Origin of the sequence: Xanthomonas sp. AM6, assembly GCF_025665335.1 — a bacterium.
Classification (GTDB): domain Bacteria; phylum Pseudomonadota; class Gammaproteobacteria; order Xanthomonadales; family Xanthomonadaceae; genus Xanthomonas_A.
This window is the reverse complement of record NZ_CP106869.1, coordinates 4888017-4905412: the sequence shown is the minus strand read 5'-3', so window position 1 is coordinate 4905412 and position 17396 is coordinate 4888017. Positions and strand designations below refer to the sequence as shown.

The following is a 17396-nucleotide window of genomic DNA, read 5'->3' as shown; positions in this document are numbered from 1 at the left end:
GGCGCATGCACGCCGCCGCGCTGCTGGCGCTGGCGAGCGCGGTGGCGATCGCCGCACCGGTCCGCGCCGCCGAACAATCGGCGCAGGCCCCCGAGGCGGCGACGCGGCCGCTGCCCGGCACCAATCGCTGGCAGGAGGACTGGTCGGCGCTGGCCGATCCGGCGCTGCGGCAAGCGCCGCTGGACCGGCTGAAGTACCTGCCGCTGGACGCGGACGATCCGCAGCGCTACCTGTCGCTGGGCGCCAACCTGCGCGAGCGCTTCGAGTCCAACGATGCACCCGGCCTGGGCACCGGCGACGCCGCCGACGCCTACCTGTTGCAGCGCCTGCAGCTGCATGCCGACCTGCGCCTGGGCAGGCGCTGGCAGGCGTTCGCGCAGCTGGAGGACGTGCGCGCCTACGCCAAGCGCACGCATTCCGGGGCCGACCAGAACCGGCTCGACCTGCGCCTGGCCTTCGTCGCCTACCAGCGCGCCTTCGCCGACGGCACCTTCAAGGCCCGCGTGGGCCGGCAGGATTTCGCCTTCGACCTGCAGCGCTTCGTGTCCTCGCGCGATGGCCCCAACGTGCGCCAGTCCTTCGACGCGGTGTGGGCCGATTGGGAAACCGCGCGCTGGCGCGTGCTCGGCTTCGTCAGCCAGCCGGTGCAGTACGCCGACGCGCGCGCCTTCGACGACAGCTCCAGCCATCGCGTGCGCTTCAGCACGCTGCGCGCCGAGCGCAAGGTGCTCGGCGACAACGAGCTGTCCGCCTACTACGCGCTGTACGCGCGCGACCAGGCGCACTACCAGGACGGCAGCGGCCGCGAGCGCCGCCATGTGTTCGACCTGCGTTTCGCCGGCACCGCGGGCGGGACGGACTGGGACCTGGAAACGATGGCGCAGCGCGGCAGCGTCGGCGCGCAGGCGATCCGCGCCTGGGCGCTCGGCGCGCGCGCCGGCTACACGCTGCAGCGCGTCGCCGCGCAACCGCGCCTGGGCCTGCAACTGGACGCCGCCTCCGGCGACGCGCGCGCCGGCGACGGCCGCGTGGGCACGTTCAATCCGCTGTTCCCCAACGGCTACTACTTCGCCCTCGCCGGCTACACCGGCTACAGCAACCTGGTGCACCTGAAGCCATCGCTGCAGTGGCAGGCCACCCCGGCGCTGACCGCGACGCTCGCGGTGGGCCTGCTGTGGCGGCAGACCACCGCCGACGCGGTGTACCTGCAGCCGAACCTGCCGGTGGCCGGCACCGCCGGCCGCGGCGGGCGCTGGACCGGGCGCTACACGCAGCTGCGCCTGCAGCATCCGGTGTCGCCCAGCCTCACCGCGGCGCTGGAAGCGGTGCACTACGAAACCGGCAGCGCGTTGCGCCAGGCCGGCGCGCACGACAGCAATTACATCGGCACCGAGTTGCGCTGGGCCTGGTAGCCCCGCCACGTGCGTGCCGGCGCATCCGCCGCGCAGAGCGACACGAATCTCCAAGACGCGGCGGCGGCCACGCGCGAGCATCGTGCTTTCCCCCGCAGCAGGATCCCGCCATGCCGATCGCCGCTCTGCCCGTTCCGGGCGCCTCGTTGCTCTCCCCGGGCGACCACACCCTGATCATGATCGACTTCCAGTCGCAGATGGCCTTCGCCACGCACTCGATCGATGCCGTCGCGCTGCGCAGCAACGCGGCGCTGGTGGCCAACGCCGCGGCCAGCTTCGGCGTGCCGACGATCCTGACCACGGTCGCCGAGAAGAGCTTCTCCGGGCCGATGTTCGACGAGGTGGTGGCGCCGTTCCCGGGCCAGGCGCTGCTCGACCGCACCTCGATGAACACCTGGGAAGACGCGGCGGTGATCGACCGGGTCAACGCGATCGGCAAGCCGCGGATCGTGCTGGCCGGGCTGTGGACCAGCGTGTGCATCGTCGGCCCGGCGCTGTCGGCGCTGGACCAGGGCTTCGAGGTGTACGTGATCGCCGACGCCTGCGGCGACGTGTCGGCCGAGGCGCACAACCGCGCGATCGAGCGCATCGTGCAGGCCGGCGGGCGGCCGATGACCGCGCTGCAATACCTGCTGGAGCTGCAGCGCGACTGGGCGCGCACCGCGTCCTACGCCAGCACCACCGAGGTGGCGCGCAAGTACGGCGGCGCCTACGGCCTGGGCATCACCTATGCCCGGACCATGTTCGGCGCCCATGAAGGCTGAGCGGAGCGCGCCGATGAAGACCTATCTGGTATCGCTGGGCCTGGGCCTGCTGGTCGGGGTGATCTATGCGCTGTTCAAGGTGCGTTCGCCGGCGCCGCCGGTGATCGCGCTGGTCGGCCTGCTCGGCATCCTGCTCGGCGAGCAGCTGCCGCCGCTGCTGCAGCGCCTGATGCGCAGCGACGCCAACCCGACTTCGTGGTTCCACCACCAGGTCAAGCCGCACGTGTTCGGCGAACTGCCGCAGCGCGCGCAACCGCCGGCGCAGCCGGCACCGGGAGAACACGACAATGGCTGAGCCGCTTGCGACCGACGCCGCGCCGGACCTGATCCTGTACCGCGGCCGTTTCACCACCCTGGACCGCGCCCGTCCCAACGCCGAGGCGGTGGCGATCAAGGACGGACGCTTCCTGCAGGTCGGTAGCAACGAGGAGATCCTGCCGCTGGCCGGCGCGCGCACCCGACGCATCGACCTGCACGGCCGCTGCGTGCTGCCGGGCCTGATCGACAACCACCTGCACCTGATCCGCGGCGGCCTCAACTACAACCTGGAGTTGCGTTGGGACGGCGTGCGCAGCCTCGCCGACGCGATGGACATGCTGCGCCGGCAGGTGGCGATCACCCCGGCGCCGCAATGGGTGCGCGTGGTCGGCGGCTTCACCGAGCACCAGTTCGCCGAGAAGCGGCTGCCGACCATCGCCGAACTCAACGCGGTGGCGCCGGACACGCCGGTGTTCCTGCTGCACCTGTACGACCGTGCGCTGCTCAACGGCGCCGCGTTGCGCGCGGTGGGCTACGGCAAGGACACGCCGGCGCCGCCGGGCGGGGAGATCGTGCGCGACGCCGAAGGCAACCCGAGCGGGCTGCTGCTGGCCAAGCCGAACGCCTCGATCCTGTACGCGACCCTGGCCAAGGGGCCGAAGCTGCCCTACGAGTACCAGGTCAATTCGACCCGCCAGTTCATGCGCGAACTGAACCGGCTCGGCGTCACCGGCGCGATCGATGCCGGCGGCGGCTTCCAGAACTACCCGGACGACTACAAGGTGATCCAGGAACTGGCCGACGCCGGCCAGCTGACCATCCGCCTGGCCTACAATCTGTTCACCCAGAAGCCGCAGCAGGAGAAGGAAGACTTCCTCAACTGGACCGCCAGTTCGCGCTACCAGCAGGGCGACGACTACTTCCGCCACAACGGCGCCGGCGAGATGCTGGTGTTCTCCGCGGCCGACTTCGAGGACTTCCGCCAGCCGCGGCCGGACATGCCGCCGCAGATGGAGACCGAACTGGAGGACGTGGTGCGGATCCTGGCGCAGAACCGCTGGCCGTGGCGCCTGCACGCGACCTACGACGAGACCATCAGCCGCGCGCTGGACGCGTTCGAGCGCGTGGACCGGGAAATCCCGTTGCAGGGGCTGCACTGGTTCTTCGACCACGCCGAAACCATCTCCGAAAAGTCGATCGACCGCATCGCCGCGCTCGGCGGCGGCATCGCGGTGCAGCACCGCATGGCCTACCAGGGCGAGTACTTCGTCGAGCGCTACGGCATGGGCGCGGCGCAGGCCACCCCGCCGGTCAAGCGCATGCTGGAGAAAGGGGTCAAGGTCTCCGCCGGCACCGACGCCACCCGCGTGGCCTCCTACAACCCGTGGGTGTCGCTGGCGTGGCTGGTCACCGGGCGCACCGTCGGCGGCCTGCGCCTGTATCCGCAGCGCAACTGCGTGGACCGCGAAACCGCGCTGCGCATGTGGACCGAGCACGTCACCTGGTTCAGCAACGAGGAAGGCAAGAAGGGCCGCATCCAGGCCGGCCAGTTCGCCGACCTGGTGGTGCCGGACCGCGACTACTTCGGCTGCGCGGAAAGCGACATCGCCGACACCACCGCGCTGCTGACCATGGTCGGCGGCAAGGTGGTGTGGGCCAGCGGGACGTTCGCCGAACACGACGAGGCGCCGCCGCCGCCGGCGATGCCGGACTGGTCGCCGGCGCGCAGCTTCCGCGGCTACGGCGCCTGGGGCGAGGCGCCGGCGGCGGCGACGCTGCAGCAGGCCGCGGCCAGCTGCGGCTGCGCCCACGACTGCACCATCCACGGGCACCAGCACGCCACCGCGTGGAGCAGCCAACTGCCGATCGCCGACCTGAAGAGCTTCTGGGGCGCGCTGGGTTGCGCGTGCTGGGCGGTATGAACGGGGTGAGCGCGGCGCGGGCGGTCGACACCCGGCCCGGCGTCGGTGCGCGGCGCGTGCCGCGCGTCGGGCTCGCCGCGCGCGCGGTCGTCGGCATGCCGCGGAGTGCACGCCATGCGCGATGAGGCGACCCGTGCGGTCGGCACGCGCCTGACCCCGCCATGGCTGCACTGGCTGGCGCTGCTCGGGCTGTGCGCGGCCTATCTGCAGGGCGGGCTGGTCAAGGCCTTCGCCTTCGACGGCGCGGTCGCGGAGATGGTGCATTTCGGCATGGCGCCGGCCGCGCCGCTGGCGGCGGCGGTGATCGTGCTGGAACTGGGCGCGTCGCTGCTGATCCTGAGCGGCGCGTATCGTTGGCTGGGCGCGCTGGCGCTGGCCGGATTCACCTTGGTGGCCGCGTGCGTGGCCAACCGCTACTGGGAGATGAGCGGCATGCAGCGCTTTGCGGCAATGAACGCGTTCTACGAACACCTGGGCCTGGTCGGCGGCTTCGTGCTGGTGGCCTGGCACGACCTGCGCGAGCGTGCGCATGGCTGAGTCCAGCGCGCCCGCGCCGGCCACCGGCAGCTTCGCCCCGCTGCGGCATCGCGTGTTCGCGGTGCTGTGGGCGGCCACCGTGCTCGGCAACGTCGGCAGCTTCATGCGCGACGTCGCCAGCTCCTGGCTGGTCACCGACCTGTCCAACAACCCCGCCGCGGTGGCGCTGATGCAGACCGCGGCGACGCTGCCGGTGTTCCTGCTGGCGATCCCGGCCGGGGTGCTGTCGGACATCCTCGACCGGCGCCGCTTCCTGATCTGCGTGCAGCTGCTGCTGGCCTGCGTCAGCGCCAGCCTGCTGCTGCTGTCCAGGACCGGCGCGCTCACCGTCGAATACCTGGTCGCGCTGACCTTCGTCGGCGGCATCGGCAGCGCGCTGATGGGCCCGACCTGGCAGGCGATCGTGCCGGAACTGGTACCGCGCGCGGACCTGAAGAACGCGGTGGCGCTGAACTCGCTGGGCATCAACATCGCCCGCGCGCTGGGCCCGGCCGGCGGCGGCCTGCTGCTGGCCAGCCTGGGTGCGGTCGCCGCCTACGCCAGCGACGTGCTCAGCTACGTGTTCGTGGTCGCCGCGCTGCTGTGGTGGCCGCGCGCCAAGGCGGTGGACAGCGGCCTGTCCGAACAGTTCTTCGGCGCCTTCCGCGCCGGCCTGCGCTACGCCCGCGCCAGCCGCGACCTGCACGTGGTGCTGCTGCGCGCGGCGGTGTTCTTCGTGTTCGCCAGCTCGGTGTGGGCGCTGCTGCCGCTGGTGGCGCGGCGCATGCTCGGTGGCAGCGCCGGGTTCTACGGCGTGCTGCTGGGCGCGGTCGGGGTCGGCGCGATCCTTGGTGCGATCGTGCTGCCGCACCTGCGCAAGCGCCTGGGCGCCGACGGCCTGGTGCTGCTGGCCGCGGTGCTGACCGCGGCGGTGATGGCGGCGCTGGCCACCACCCCGTCGCAGACGGTCGCGGTGCTGCTGTTGCTGGTGCTCGGCGTCGGCTGGATCGTGGCGCTGACCACGCTCAACGGCGTGGCCCAGGCGGTGCTGCCGAACTGGGTGCGCGGGCGCGGCCTGGCGGTGTACCTGACCGTGTTCAACGGCGCGATGGCCGGCGGCAGCCTGGGCTGGGGCCTGATCGCGTCGGAGCTCGGCATCGCCACCACGCTGCTGGTCGGCGCTGGCGCGCTGCTGCTGGTCGCGCTCGCGTTCCACCGCCTGCGCCTGCCCAAGGGCGAGGCCGACCTGCAGCCGTCCAACCACTGGCCCGAGCCGCTGCTCAACGCCCCGGTGGCGCACGACCGCGGCCCGGTGATGGTGCAGATCGAATACCGCGTGCGCGTTGCCGACCGGCCGCCGTTCCTGCATGCGCTGCGCGAACTGTCGCAGGAGCGCCGTCGCGACGGCGCCTACGCCTGGGGCATCACCGAGCACAGCAACGAGCCGGAGCGGGTGATGGAATGGTTCCTGGTCGAATCCTGGGCCGAGCACCTGCGCCAGCACCAGCGCGTCTCGCACGCCGACGCCGACCTGCAGCAGAGCGCGCTGCGCTACCACATCGGCCCCGAGCGGCCGGCGGTGCACCATTTCCTGGCGCTGGACCTGCACCAGGCGCAGCCGCCGGCTGCCGATGGGCGGGGCGGGTAGTGCGTTTTCAGTGCAGGGTTCTGCGGTTGGCGAGGTAGAAGAAGCAGTGGTGTCGGAAGGACTCCAGTCGCGATGGCTGGTCGGTGCCGCGCTCTTGTAGGAGCGACTTCAGTCGCGACGAACGAAGTCATGGAGTGGCGGTCCGAATGACACATCGGCACCGATATCTCGATGGCATGTCCATCTCACGCACCGCCAGGCCTCGAAGGCCGCTGTCGACAAGAACCCGCCGCCGATTCACTCCGCCTCAACCACACTCGCACTGTAGGTCGCACCCTCGCGGCGCACCCGCACCGGCCCGCCGAACACCGCCGACAGCGGCGCGTCGGCCAGCAGTTCCTCGCGCCCGCCGTCGACGTACACGCGGCCGCCGCGTAGCAGGATCACCCGCTCGATCTCCGGCACGATCTCCTCGATGTGGTGGGTCACCAGTACCAGCGTGATGCCCTGGCGGGCCAGGCCGCGCATCGTCGCCAGCAGGTGCTGGCGCGCGATCAGGTCCAGCCCGGTGCTGGGTTCGTCCAGCAGCAGCGCCTGCGGCCGGTTGACCAGCGCCCGCGCGATCAGCACGCGCCGGGTCTCGCCGGCCGACAGCTCCGCGTAGGGCCGCTGCAGCAACGGCAAGGCATGCGCCAGCTGCAAGGCCTCGCGCGCGCGATCGCGCATCGCGTCGGTCACCTCGCGATGCGGCGGCACCACGTAGCTGGCGAAGAAGCCCGACAGCACCGCGCTCTCCACGTCCAGCCCGGGCATGTCGGCAAGATTGACGCTGAGATCGCCGGTGACGATGCCCAACTGGCTGCGCAGCCGGTCCACCTGCCAGCGGCTGTGCCCCAGCACCCGCACCGGCGCCTCTTCGCCGGCACGCGCCAGCGGATACAGCTCGCGCGTGATCAGCTTGATGAACGAGGACTTGCCGCAGCCGTTCGGGCCGAGGATCGCGGTGTGCTGGCCGAGCGCGATGCGCAGGCTCAGGTCGTGCAGCACGCGTACCTGGCCGCGCACCACGCTGGCGCGGTCCAGCTCGATCAGCGGCGCGGCGGCCGGCATGGGAGTTGCATCGGGGACGACGACGGACATGGAAGTGCAACCGTTCTGTGATCAAGAGCGCGCAGCGGCTGAACACCATACGCGGGCGATGGGTGAAGTTTGCCGCCACTGCCCCCATCATGTCTCCTACTCAACCTGGCGCATGCCTTCACGGCCTGGAGTTCTGGCAATGTCCGACGCGATTCTCGACTTCCTCCGCACCGGCCTGCTCGACGTCGGCTGGTGGGGCATGCTGGCGGTGCTGCTGGTGTTCACCCAGCTGACCATCTTCGCCGTGACCTTGTACCTGCACCGCAGCCAGGCCCACCGCGGTGTCGATTTCCATCCGCTGCTGTCGCACTTCTTCCGCTTCTGGACCTGGTTCACCACCTCGATGATCACCAGAGAGTGGGTGGCGATCCATCGCAAGCACCACGCCAAGGTCGAGACCGAGGAAGACCCGCACAGCCCGCAGACCAAGGGCATCGGCCGCGTGTTCTGGCGCGGTGTGGAGCTGTACCGCGAAGCGCGCGCCATGCGCGGCGACATCGAGCAGTACGGCAAGGGCGCCCCGGACGACTGGATCGAGCGCCGCCTGTACACCCCGCGCGCGAACTGGGGCCCGGTCGCGCTGCTGGCGGTCAACTTCCTGCTGTTCGGCCTGCCCGGCATCGCGCTGTGGGCACTGCAGATGGCCTGGATCCCGTTCTGGGCCGCCGGCGTGGTCAACGGCCTGGGCCACTGGTGGGGCTACCGCAACTTCGAATCGGCCGACACCTCGACCAACCTGACCCCGTGGGCGCTGTGGATCGGCGGCGAAGAGCTGCACAACAACCACCACGCCTTCCCCAGCTCGGCGCGCTTCTCGATGCGGCGCTGGGAACTGGACATCGGCTGGGTCGCGATCCGCGGTCTGGCCGCCCTGCGCCTGGCCAAGATCCTGCGCGTGGCGCCGACCCTGGACGTGCGCCCGAACATCGCCGTGCCCGACGCCGACACCCTGCGCGCGCTGCTCTCGCACCGCTTCCAGGCGATGACCGACTACCAGCGCAACGTGTTCGCCCCGGCGCTGAAGGAAGAGGCCGCCCAGGCCGGCGCCAAGCTGCGCCAGCTGCTGCCGCGGCGCCTGCGCAAGGGCCTGGTCGACGACGGCCGCTGGCTCAAGCCCGACGCGCGCGAACAACTGCAGCACTGGGTCGCACAGCGCCCGCGCATGCGCACCCTGGTCGAGCATCGCGCCCGCCTGGCCGCCTTGCTCGAAGCGCGCAGCCACGACGCCAGCGAGCGCCTGAAGCAGCTGCAGGCCTGGTGCCACGACGCCGAAGCCAGCGGCATCGCCGCGTTGCAGGCCTATGCGGCCCGGCTGAAGGGCTACGCCCTGGCATGAGCCGGGGTTTCCTGCAGGCGCTTCGCGAACGCCGCCTCGTGCGGCGTTCGTCGTTCATGGCGCTGTTCGTCCTGTTGGGCGCCTTGCTCGGCGCGGCGGGCGCCGCCGGCGCCCAAGCCGTCGACAGCACCGGGAGCTACCTGCAGCGCATGGACCGCGACGGCGACGGCCGCGTCAGCCTGGACGAATACCTGGCCTGGATGAGCTACGCCTTCGACGCCCGCGATACCGATCACGACGGCGTGCTCAGCCCCGCCGAACTGCCTGGCGGCCGCGGCAAGCCGATCACCCGCGCGCAGCACCAGGCCACTTTGACTGCCCGCTTTCGCAAGCAGGACAGCAGTGGAGATGGGTATTTGAGCGCCAGGGAGTTGGCGGCGCCGCCGCGTTGAGAGGCTCTGTTGTAGTAGGGCGCCGTTTCGTCATCTTCCAGCCATTGACTGCTCTGGCAGACGAGATTTAAGTACGCGCCCAACTTTGTTTGCAGTAACGTTCACTTTTCCCATCAGACACCCACGAAACTCCGTAATTCCAATAGGATTTGCTAACGTGCTCAAGCGCCAGCATAAGGCGCCTTTTACAAAACCTATAGGTTGAGGAATACGGGGATTTTGTTGATGATAATTCGAGCCAGCCAAGCCGAGAAGCGGTTGCCCTAAAATTTTCTATGGGTATCAAATCTGGATTGCTGATGGAAATGTTTTGGGACAACGCTCCTGCGACGCTCGCCCTGTCAAATGTTTTGATGGGCCTCCCCCCCAAATTCTACCGCAAAAGGCTCAATTTCTTCTTGTAAGTGACGAATATTTGGTTTTCCTGAAGGATCATAATCTTTAGAGCGTTGGTACGAAGTATATAGACCATACCCAGCGCAAAAAAAGATAATTAAAAAGAACCCGCTCTTTATGATTTTCACCAGATCCACCCCCAGCCGTCATCACTTATAACTTCTCCAATTTCCCCTCCTATTCCTCCTGTCCCTGCGGCGGTCAGGGCGCTGAGGTTGCCGGCCGGGTCGAAGGCAAAGCCCACCGCCAGCCCGTCGCTGCGCGTGTCATTAACCGCCAGCGGACGGTAGTCCTAGTCCAGCGCGCGCTGCATCGGGCGGCCGTTGCCGTAGGCCAACTTGCCACCGTGCCGAACGCAGTAGGTGGCGTTGCCCAGCAGCACCTGCCGGGTGCCGCCGGCCGGAGTCACACCCACCTCCGTGGTCTGGCCCTGTGCGTTGCACACGTAGTCCATCGCCGTGCCGTAGGGATAGGTCAGCCGACTCAGCTGGCCGGCCTTGGTGTAGGCGTAGCGCAGCACGAACACCTTGCCGTTGGTGGTCACGCTAAAGCTTCTTACGCTGCCTCAATCCTGCAACAATACTAGCAGTTCCCGCTAAAGCCAGAGCTAAGCAAACCCCATAGCTGGAAATTGCAAGCATTACGATGGCTAGAATTAAAAAAACGCCAGCTAATATGAAATGAACGAAAGGCTTAAACATTCAAATCTCCTAATTTATTGAAGCGTCTGAATTCCGCCTAAGCCGCATACCATCGCGCTACCAACTTCCCAAGCAGCTAGCGAGCCGCCAGCATAGGTGGCAACACCAGTCAAAAGAGTTGATTCGACAAGCATGGAAGCAACCGTAGCACCTGATACTGGCGCGGTTATGAGTGACGAAGGCTGAAAACATATTGCATGCATGCCAGCCAGTATTTTCCATAAGTTCTTTGATGTATAGGGGCATCGGAATTGATCTCTGATTCGTCGGCTGGACATAGGCCGAAATAATCAGAAAAAATAAAAGGGTTCAATTTTGCGTAGTGGTATGTCCCACTGCCACCTTTCAACCCAATCGGATCGCTCTGCGCATACCGCCCGGTACCAGGATCATAATCCCGGAAGTAGTTCTGATTGAGCCCAGTCGCCGTATCATAGCGCTGCCCTGGGAAGCGCATATCGAACACGAAGGCCATGCCGTCTTGGTCCGGGTCCTGGTCCGGTAGAGAGTTGCCGAAAGCTTCACCCTTCAGATCCCACTTCCAGATCGCCACATCGCGGACCGGGTCGATCACCGCGCGCGGGGTGCCCAGGTGGTCTGGCTGCACGTAATGCAGGCTGTTGCTCGCCAGCACGCCGACCGGCAGGTCGTCCAGCCAGATCGCTTGTTGCAGTGCTTGGCCAGTCGAATCGTAGTCGCCTAGCCAGTGCCCGGTTTCGTCGTACAGCGTGTAGGTGCCGGTCGTGCCCAGGAACTTGCGGACCTGCTCGCCGCGCCCGTTGTATTGGTAGTTCATCACTACCGCGCCCGCGCGCTTGGCCTGGCCCATGCGGCCGTTGGTGTCGTACACGAATTCTTGCGCGATGCCGCCGATGGAAAGCGTATTGCCGACTGCGTCGTAGGTGCGGGTGGTACCGGCCACCGCGCTCAGGCGGTGGCTGGTCGTCGGATAGCTGTAGGTCTGCGTGGTGGTATTGACCTTGGCACCAAGCCGGTTGCCGGTGGCGTCGTAGCTGTAGCCGTCGATCACCGTGCCGGTCGGGCCGTCCTTGAACGCAGTCAGCCGGCCCAGGGCGTCATAGTCCAGGCTGATCACCGGGGCAGTGTTGCCCGCCGCGGTCAGGGCGCTGAGGTTGCCGGCCGGGTCGAAGGCAAAGCCGGTGCTCAGGCCATCAGTGCGGGTGTCGCTGACTGCCAGCGGACGGTAATCCTGATCCAGCACGCGCTGCATAGGGCGGCCATTGCCGTAGGACCAACTCGCCACCGGGCCGAACGGGTAGTAGGTCGCGTTGCCCAGCAACACCTGCCGTGTCCCGCCGGCCGGGGTCACGCCGACTTCGGTGGTCTGGCCCTGGGCATTACGCACATAGTCCACCGCTGCGCCGTCGGGATAGGTCAGCCGACTCAGCTGGCCGGCCTTGGTGTAGGCGTAGCGCAGCACGAACACCTTGCCGTTGGTGGTCTGCACTTTGCGGACCAAGTCGCCGAAGCGGTCGTAGCAGTAGTCGGTGTTCCATCAAAGAGCCAGAGGGATATCCATTGAGCAGAATTTCCTTTTGTCACTGTGACGGACGGTTAATATCAAATTGCTCCAGAGCAGCCGCTTGATATGGTTTTTAAATTGCCTGGCAGAGATATAATGACAAAGCCACTGGACGGAGGGTTGCAAGTGCCAAAGTGATTGTAAAGAATAATCAAGTGGCCGTCTCTAAAGAAAGCAGAGTACTTGCCAGCACCATCATCCTTGATGGATTTCACAAGGTAAACTTTTTCTGGATCAGAAAAAATATTTGGGATGGCCAATTCGTTCAATTCAGATGCCTCTATTTCTGCAAATCCGCGGCCCATTAAAATTTCTTCGGCTTTACCTAGAGCGCCTGACGGAATTTCAATAATTTTATTCCCATCTATTCTATCCGATTCGCGCGTATATTTTAAGGGCTCTGCTAGCTGATGGGCCGGGCTGGACGTACAGCCCGAGCAAAACACGACAAATAAAATTACAAAAAAAAGGTTGAATTTTTCTATTTGCATTTCAGTTCCCTCTTGATTGCACCCCTTGCTCGGTCGTCGGGCTGCCCAAAAAATTGCCCCATTATGTTTCCTTCCCAGCCCTGAACTGGGAGAGATTTTCTAGGGTTTTCAGATACTATATCGTACATATCAAAGCGTCCGTCATATTTGAATTCCATTATGTGCCCTGCCTCGTGGGCCGCTACCCAAGGGTCATTGGCTGCGAACCACTTTCCCCTATTTCCCTGCATATAAGATGTACCAGTGCCGGGTACAATTTCTATCTTGGTCGCGCGCCATCCACCAATACTAGTGGTAACTTTAAAATCTGGTGTAGACCATATCTGCTCTATGGAGGAACGCATAGAAGCTATCACCTGAGGATCTGCGGCGGCACCAATAAATTCTAGGTTTATGTTTATTTCAACCCCATCTGGCGTGCACCTACATTTTGCCCGAAGGCCGATTTCATCGTGCAAATATATTGGATTGCTATTCGCATAGGAAAATGTTCCCTTTCCTCCACTAAGCCCAATTGGATCGCTCTGCGCATACCGCCCGGTACCAGGATCATAATCTCGGAAGTAGTTCTGATTGAGCCCAGTCGCCGTATCGTAGCGCTGCCCTGGGAAGCGCATATCGAACACGAAGGCCATGCCGTCTTGGTCCGGGTCCTGGTCCGGTAGAGAGTTGCCGAAAGCTTCACCCTTCAGATCCCACTTCCAGATCGCCACATCGCGGACCGGGTCGATCACCGCGCGCGGGGTGCCCAGGTGGTCTGGCTGCACGTAATGCAGGCTGTTGCTCGCCAGCACGCCGACCGGCAGGTCGTCCAGCCAGATCGCTTGTTGCAGTGCTTGGCCAGTCGAATCGTAGTCGCCTAGCCAGTGCCCGGTTTCGTCGTACAGCGTGTAGGTGCCGGTCGTGCCCAGGAACTTGCGGACCTGCTCGCCGCGCCCGTTGTATTGGTAGTTCATCACTACCGCGCCCGCGCGCTTGGCCTGGCCCATGCGGCCGTTGGTGTCGTACACGAATTCTTGCGCGATGCCGCCGATGGAAAGCGTATTGCCGACTGCGTCGTAGGTGCGGGTGGTACCGGCCACCGCGCTCAGGCGGTGGCTGGTCGTCGGATAGCTGTAGGTCTGCGTGGTGGTATTGACCTTGGCACCAAGCCGGTTGCCGGTGGCGTCGTAGCTGTAGCCGTCGATCACCGTGCCGGTCGGGCCGTCCTTGAACGCAGTCAGCCGGCCCAGGGCGTCATAGTCCAGGCTGATCACCGGGGCAGTGTTGCCCGCCGCGGTCAGGGCGCTGAGGTTGCCGGCCGGGTCGAAGGCAAAGCCGGTGCTCAGGCCATCAGTGCGGGTGTCGCTGACTGCCAGCGGACGGTAATCCTGATCCAGAACGCGCTGCATAGGGCGGCCATTGCCGTAGGACCAACTCGCCACCGGGCCGAACGGGTAGTAGGTCGCGTTGCCCAGCAACACCTGCCGTGTCCCGCCGGCCGGGGTCACGCCGACTTCGGTGGTCTGGCCCTGGGCATTACGCACATAGTCCACCGCTGCGCCGTCGGGATAGGTCAGCCGACTCAGCTGGCCGGCCTTGGTGTAGGCGTAGCGCAGCACGAACACCTTGCCGTTGGTGGTCTGCACTTTGCGGACCAAGTCGCCGAAGCGGTCGTAGCAGTAGTCGGTGGTGCCGCTGCCGTCCTGCATGCGGGTCAGTCGGCCGACCGCGTAGGTCTCTCCACTGGTGCAGACAGCCTGGTTCACGTCGTAGGCATAGGTGACGTTGAGGCTGCTGGTCGGATAGCCGACTTGGATCAGCCGGTTCAGGGCGTCGTAGCTGTACGTAGTGGTGACGTTGCGCGCATCGGTCTGGCTGGCGCGGTTGCTGGCGCTATCGTAGGTGTAGGTCGTCGTGCCGGTATCCGGGCTGGTCAGCGTGGTCAGGTCGCCCAGGCCGTTGTAGGCGTACGTCGTGTCCAGGCCTTTCGGATCGGTGACCTTGGTCAGGTTGTCGAGCGCGTCGTAAGAGAACTTGGTCTCCGCCGCGATGCCGCCCACGTCCTGCAGCGTGCGGGCCAGACGGTTGAGCGGGTCGTAGTCGTTCTGGGTGACGTGGCCGAGTGCGTCGGTCACCGTTTCGGTATTGCCGTTGGCGTCGTAGCCGAAGTCGGTCGGGTCGCCGCCAGCGGTGGCCTGCGTGGCCAGCTGGCCGAGTTGGTTGTACACCCGCGACAGCGTGCGCTTGAGTGTGCCCGAGGCGTCCTTGGTATCTTCCTTGACCCGGTTGCCGGCGAGGTCGGTGGTGTAGTGCAGGGTGTTGCCGGCATTGTCGGTGATATCGGTCAGGCGCTGCGCCGCGTCGTAGGTGAAATAGGTAAACGTACCGTCCGGCTGGGTCACCTGCTTGACCAGCCCGGTCGGCCAGTAGTCGATCAGGGTGATGCGGTCATCGTTCTCGCTGGCAGCATCGCCACCGCGAACCTTGCTGCCGGTCAGCCAGCCGCGCAGATGGTAGGTGTAGTCGGTCACGAGTCCATTGGCATCCTTCATCGCCAGCAGGTGACCGACGCCGTCGTAGGACAGGTACTCGGTCACCTGACCAAGAGCGTTGGTGACTTTCCATAGGTCGCCCTTTCGATAACGGCAAACTCCACCAGGGCTCGTGCAGCCCGCGTCGTCGCCGGGGTAATAAGTGTATTGCAGACTGTCGGCGACATCGGTGCGAGGGCCATCAACTGCCTTGATCAGCCCAAGGATGGGGCAAGTGCTTCCCGGCGCTGAAACATCCGCTGTTTCGCAGTAACTGATTGCGGTGACCCGGACTTGGTTGGTGTCTATGTCGGTCGTGGTTACGGCCTGCGGCTGCAGTCTGGCATTACGCGCATAGCTGACGATTGCACGATCAGACTGGAGACGCAATAGACGGTTCGAATCGGTAGCGGTATGGGTAACGACTGTACTCTGTTCCGGAAGCCCGAAAGCTCTTTGAACCGTGTGTACGCTCATTCTCACGCCGGACTCGACCACGTCACCGTAAGTATGCTTGGTAACCACCCCGCCGCGATCGGTTTTAGCGCTAAGACGGCGCCGAAAATCGGTGGAAGCATCGTAGTACGAGTAGGTTTCCGTACCGGCGCTATTCGTTATCGAGGATATCTTGGGCGATCCGTCGCCAGCGCCTGTCATGGTGAAGGTGGATTGCTCGCCAAGCGCATCGGTGGCAATCGTACCCGCCGGCGTATAAACAAAACTGCTGGCATCGGCCCCGCCTGCGTGTGTGCTGGATACAGCCCGCCCTTTGTCATCGTACGCAAATGTGCCGAACCGCTGACCATCCTCTGCGGTGATACCGGTCAAATGTCGTGGGAAACGAGCATCCTCATAGTGGTACGTGCGTTGTCCCCCATCTGAATATGTCACGGCGCTGAGTCGGCCGTTATCGTATGCATACGAGGCCAATACAGACCCTTGGGAACTTACCCCCGTAATCTGTGCATCGCTCGACGTATCTGCATAAGCGAATTCGATGGAGCGTCCTTGTGCGGAAATTATTGACTGCAGCCTTCCGCGCTGGTCATAGCTGTAGAAGAGCTTGTTTGCGTCCTCGTTTTCACGCGAAATAAGGCGGCCCTCTCCATCAAATGTGTAGACACCATCTTGGCGATACAACTTCCAGCTGCTTCCGTCAGCGATTATGCGTTCGCCGCTTCCATTAGCAGCCAGATATTCTCCACTGGCTGCCATGAAAAGAGTTACATAACCGCTTCCCTCAATGACCCCGAAATACGGGGAAGCTATGGAAAGATGGATTTGGTGGGAGTCCGACCAGCCCAATCCCCAGCGCCCCGACGACGCCACGACACCAGAATGGTAGTACCGCTCCAGTTCGATCCAGCCGAGATCAATGTCTTTTTCCGCCTCGTATTTGTCGCCTGTTTTAACATCGCACGGGTTTCCAAAAAGTCCAGACGGGCCGGTGGTGCCGTGAGTGCATTCCATTTGAGTGGTGACTACAGTTGCCGTAAATTCCTCATTTATGCAGGCGTTTTGGTCATCTTTCCAACTCATATAGGGGTTCGGACAAATCGAAATCCTCATGATTTGCGCGTCGCCCGATTCTACGCTGCAGGTTCCATCATCGGCATCATAGTCTGGATAGGTGTAATGGTAATTCGCGATTTCCATGCCTTCAAAGTCTGGAGAAAACGGGCTCCACTCGCTTGTGCGCAAAAATGTTGACGATGCACATGGCGGGCTGCCACCTTGATTGAGCATGCCAATAGATTCGCTAATTAGCTCCTCTTCCGTGTCGGCACTTTGTCCGTTGATCCCGAAATATTGGAGCGTCCGCTCTTTTTTACCCATCCAATAAATTATTGAAATATGGCCGTCTGCAGAGAGCGAGGTCGATTTAATTTCAGTTACGTACTGGTACGCGTCGGGCGCGTTTGCAGGCCCCGGAATGGCTCGAATTGCGGCTTCGGCCTGTTCCTGAGTCTCGTAACTTCCAACTGAGGTGCCATCGCTTTTTTGTACGCTAAATTTTTGATCGGCTTCCTGCGCAATTGCCAAGGAGGGTAGCCAAGCAAAAAGCATAAGAGCAGCAACGGCCGCTCTTGGCCAAATCAATTTCAACATAGCGGGGAGACCAAAAGCCTGGTACTTCTTGTTCTCGTATGTCATGACTCTTCCCTGTCAGTTTGACTTTAGACCTGGCCGCTAGCCCAGATCCATAACAGACGTATGTAAAATACATTCAGATCAAAGCACAAGACACCGTAGCTTGAGAGCGCAGGCTCTCCTGGGCGACTTTATAGAATTTCGCGCGTACCCCCCCACAATCGCGTACTGACTAAAATCCTTTTTATAACAGCCTTTGCAGCTGTCTATTCCAGAAATCCATTCGGTCCAACGAGTGAAACACACGCTACAGGACATCAAATGGCGATGAAA

12 protein-coding genes and 2 pseudogenes are annotated in these 17396 nt (G+C 64.2%); 8 read left to right on the top strand and 6 right to left on the bottom strand.

Features of this window, described 5'->3' with window-relative positions; genetic code table 11:
- The first annotated feature begins 5 nt into the window (after positions 1–5).
- From OCJ37_RS20925 to OCJ37_RS20900, 6 genes are all read left to right on the top strand, one after another.
- Positions 6–1412 carry an alginate export family protein gene (locus OCJ37_RS20925; RefSeq protein WP_263111589.1) on the top strand — a complete coding sequence of 469 codons (1407 nt, stop codon included), beginning with the start codon at positions 6–8 and terminating at the stop codon, positions 1410–1412.
- Positions 1413–1522: 110 nt separating this feature from the next.
- Positions 1523–2176, top strand: coding sequence for an isochorismatase family protein (locus OCJ37_RS20920; protein WP_263111588.1), 654 nt, complete (start codon positions 1523–1525; stop codon positions 2174–2176).
- Positions 2177–2189: 13 nt separating this feature from the next.
- A complete protein-coding gene (locus tag OCJ37_RS20915; RefSeq protein WP_263111587.1) occupies positions 2190–2471 on the top strand; it encodes a DUF1427 family protein in 282 nt (93 codons plus the stop codon).
- On the top strand, positions 2464–4356 hold the full coding sequence (locus tag OCJ37_RS20910; RefSeq protein WP_263111586.1) for an amidohydrolase: 1893 nt from the start codon (positions 2464–2466) through the stop codon (positions 4354–4356). Before OCJ37_RS20915 ends, OCJ37_RS20910 begins: the two co-directional genes overlap by 8 nt.
- Before the next feature lie 114 nt (positions 4357–4470).
- Positions 4471–4893 carry a DoxX family protein gene (locus OCJ37_RS20905; protein ID WP_263111584.1) on the top strand — a complete coding sequence of 141 codons (423 nt, stop codon included), beginning with the start codon at positions 4471–4473 and terminating at the stop codon, positions 4891–4893.
- Complete coding sequence (locus OCJ37_RS20900; RefSeq protein WP_263111583.1) at positions 4886–6520, top strand: MFS transporter; 1635 nt, start codon at positions 4886–4888, stop codon at positions 6518–6520. Before OCJ37_RS20905 ends, OCJ37_RS20900 begins: the two co-directional genes overlap by 8 nt.
- A 237-nt stretch (positions 6521–6757) precedes the next feature.
- On the opposite strand, the gene OCJ37_RS20895 is transcribed toward OCJ37_RS20900, so the two are convergent.
- Complete coding sequence (locus tag OCJ37_RS20895) at positions 6758–7600, bottom strand: ABC transporter ATP-binding protein (RefSeq protein WP_263111582.1); 843 nt, start codon at positions 7598–7600, stop codon at positions 6758–6760.
- Positions 7601–7739: 139 nt separating this feature from the next.
- Here OCJ37_RS20895 and OCJ37_RS20890 point away from each other — a divergent pair, with 139 nt between their 5' ends.
- Together OCJ37_RS20890 and OCJ37_RS20885 are read left to right on the top strand one after the other, a co-directional pair.
- Positions 7740–8936: a DesA family fatty acid desaturase gene (locus OCJ37_RS20890; RefSeq protein WP_263111581.1), complete on the top strand. Its 1197-nt coding sequence runs from the start codon at positions 7740–7742 to the stop codon at positions 8934–8936.
- A gap of 56 nt (positions 8937–8992) precedes the next feature.
- Positions 8993–9328: an EF-hand domain-containing protein gene (locus OCJ37_RS20885; protein WP_263113759.1), complete on the top strand. Its 336-nt coding sequence runs from the start codon at positions 8993–8995 to the stop codon at positions 9326–9328.
- A 341-nt stretch (positions 9329–9669) separates the two neighbouring features.
- On the opposite strand, the gene OCJ37_RS20880 is transcribed toward OCJ37_RS20885, so the two are convergent.
- The 5 genes and pseudogenes from OCJ37_RS20880 to OCJ37_RS20860 form a co-directional block, all read right to left on the bottom strand.
- Complete coding sequence (locus OCJ37_RS20880) at positions 9670–9852, bottom strand: hypothetical protein (protein ID WP_263111580.1); 183 nt, start codon at positions 9850–9852, stop codon at positions 9670–9672.
- Between the two features lie 62 nt (positions 9853–9914).
- Positions 9915–10178: pseudogene (locus OCJ37_RS20875) on the bottom strand (type IV secretion protein Rhs); the annotation flags it as partial.
- A 413-nt stretch (positions 10179–10591) separates the two neighbouring features.
- A pseudogene (locus OCJ37_RS20870) lies at positions 10592–11935 on the bottom strand (RHS repeat-associated core domain-containing protein); the annotation flags it as partial.
- Positions 11936–12006: 71 nt separating this feature from the next.
- On the bottom strand, positions 12007–12459 hold the full coding sequence (locus OCJ37_RS20865) for a hypothetical protein (protein ID WP_263111579.1): 453 nt from the start codon (positions 12457–12459) through the stop codon (positions 12007–12009).
- Positions 12450–17126: an RHS repeat-associated core domain-containing protein gene (locus OCJ37_RS20860; protein WP_263111578.1), complete on the bottom strand. Its 4677-nt coding sequence runs from the start codon at positions 17124–17126 to the stop codon at positions 12450–12452. The genes OCJ37_RS20865 and OCJ37_RS20860 overlap by 10 nt, the downstream gene beginning before the upstream one ends.
- Between the last annotated feature and the right edge of the window lie 270 nt (positions 17127–17396).

What these genes read in the sequence shown, in the direction of transcription:
- OCJ37_RS20925 (WP_263111589.1), top strand. Translation starts at nt 6, where the DNA reads ATGCACGCCGCCGCGCTGCTGGCGCTGGCGAGCGCGGTGGCGATCGCC.
- OCJ37_RS20920 (WP_263111588.1), top strand. Translation starts at nt 1,523, where the DNA reads ATGCCGATCGCCGCTCTGCCCGTTCCGGGCGCCTCGTTGCTCTCCCCG.
- OCJ37_RS20915 (WP_263111587.1), top strand. Translation starts at nt 2,190, where the DNA reads ATGAAGACCTATCTGGTATCGCTGGGCCTGGGCCTGCTGGTCGGGGTG.
- OCJ37_RS20910 (WP_263111586.1), top strand. Translation starts at nt 2,464, where the DNA reads ATGGCTGAGCCGCTTGCGACCGACGCCGCGCCGGACCTGATCCTGTAC.
- OCJ37_RS20905 (WP_263111584.1), top strand. Translation starts at nt 4,471, where the DNA reads ATGCGCGATGAGGCGACCCGTGCGGTCGGCACGCGCCTGACCCCGCCA.
- OCJ37_RS20900 (WP_263111583.1), top strand. Translation starts at nt 4,886, where the DNA reads ATGGCTGAGTCCAGCGCGCCCGCGCCGGCCACCGGCAGCTTCGCCCCG.
- OCJ37_RS20895 (WP_263111582.1), bottom strand. Translation starts at nt 7,600, where the DNA reads ATGTCCGTCGTCGTCCCCGATGCAACTCCCATGCCGGCCGCCGCGCCG.
- OCJ37_RS20890 (WP_263111581.1), top strand. Translation starts at nt 7,740, where the DNA reads ATGTCCGACGCGATTCTCGACTTCCTCCGCACCGGCCTGCTCGACGTC.
- OCJ37_RS20885 (WP_263113759.1), top strand. Translation starts at nt 8,993, where the DNA reads ATGGCGCTGTTCGTCCTGTTGGGCGCCTTGCTCGGCGCGGCGGGCGCC.
- OCJ37_RS20865 (WP_263111579.1), bottom strand. Translation starts at nt 12,459, where the DNA reads ATGCAAATAGAAAAATTCAACCTTTTTTTTGTAATTTTATTTGTCGTG.
- OCJ37_RS20860 (WP_263111578.1), bottom strand. Translation starts at nt 17,126, where the DNA reads ATGACATACGAGAACAAGAAGTACCAGGCTTTTGGTCTCCCCGCTATG.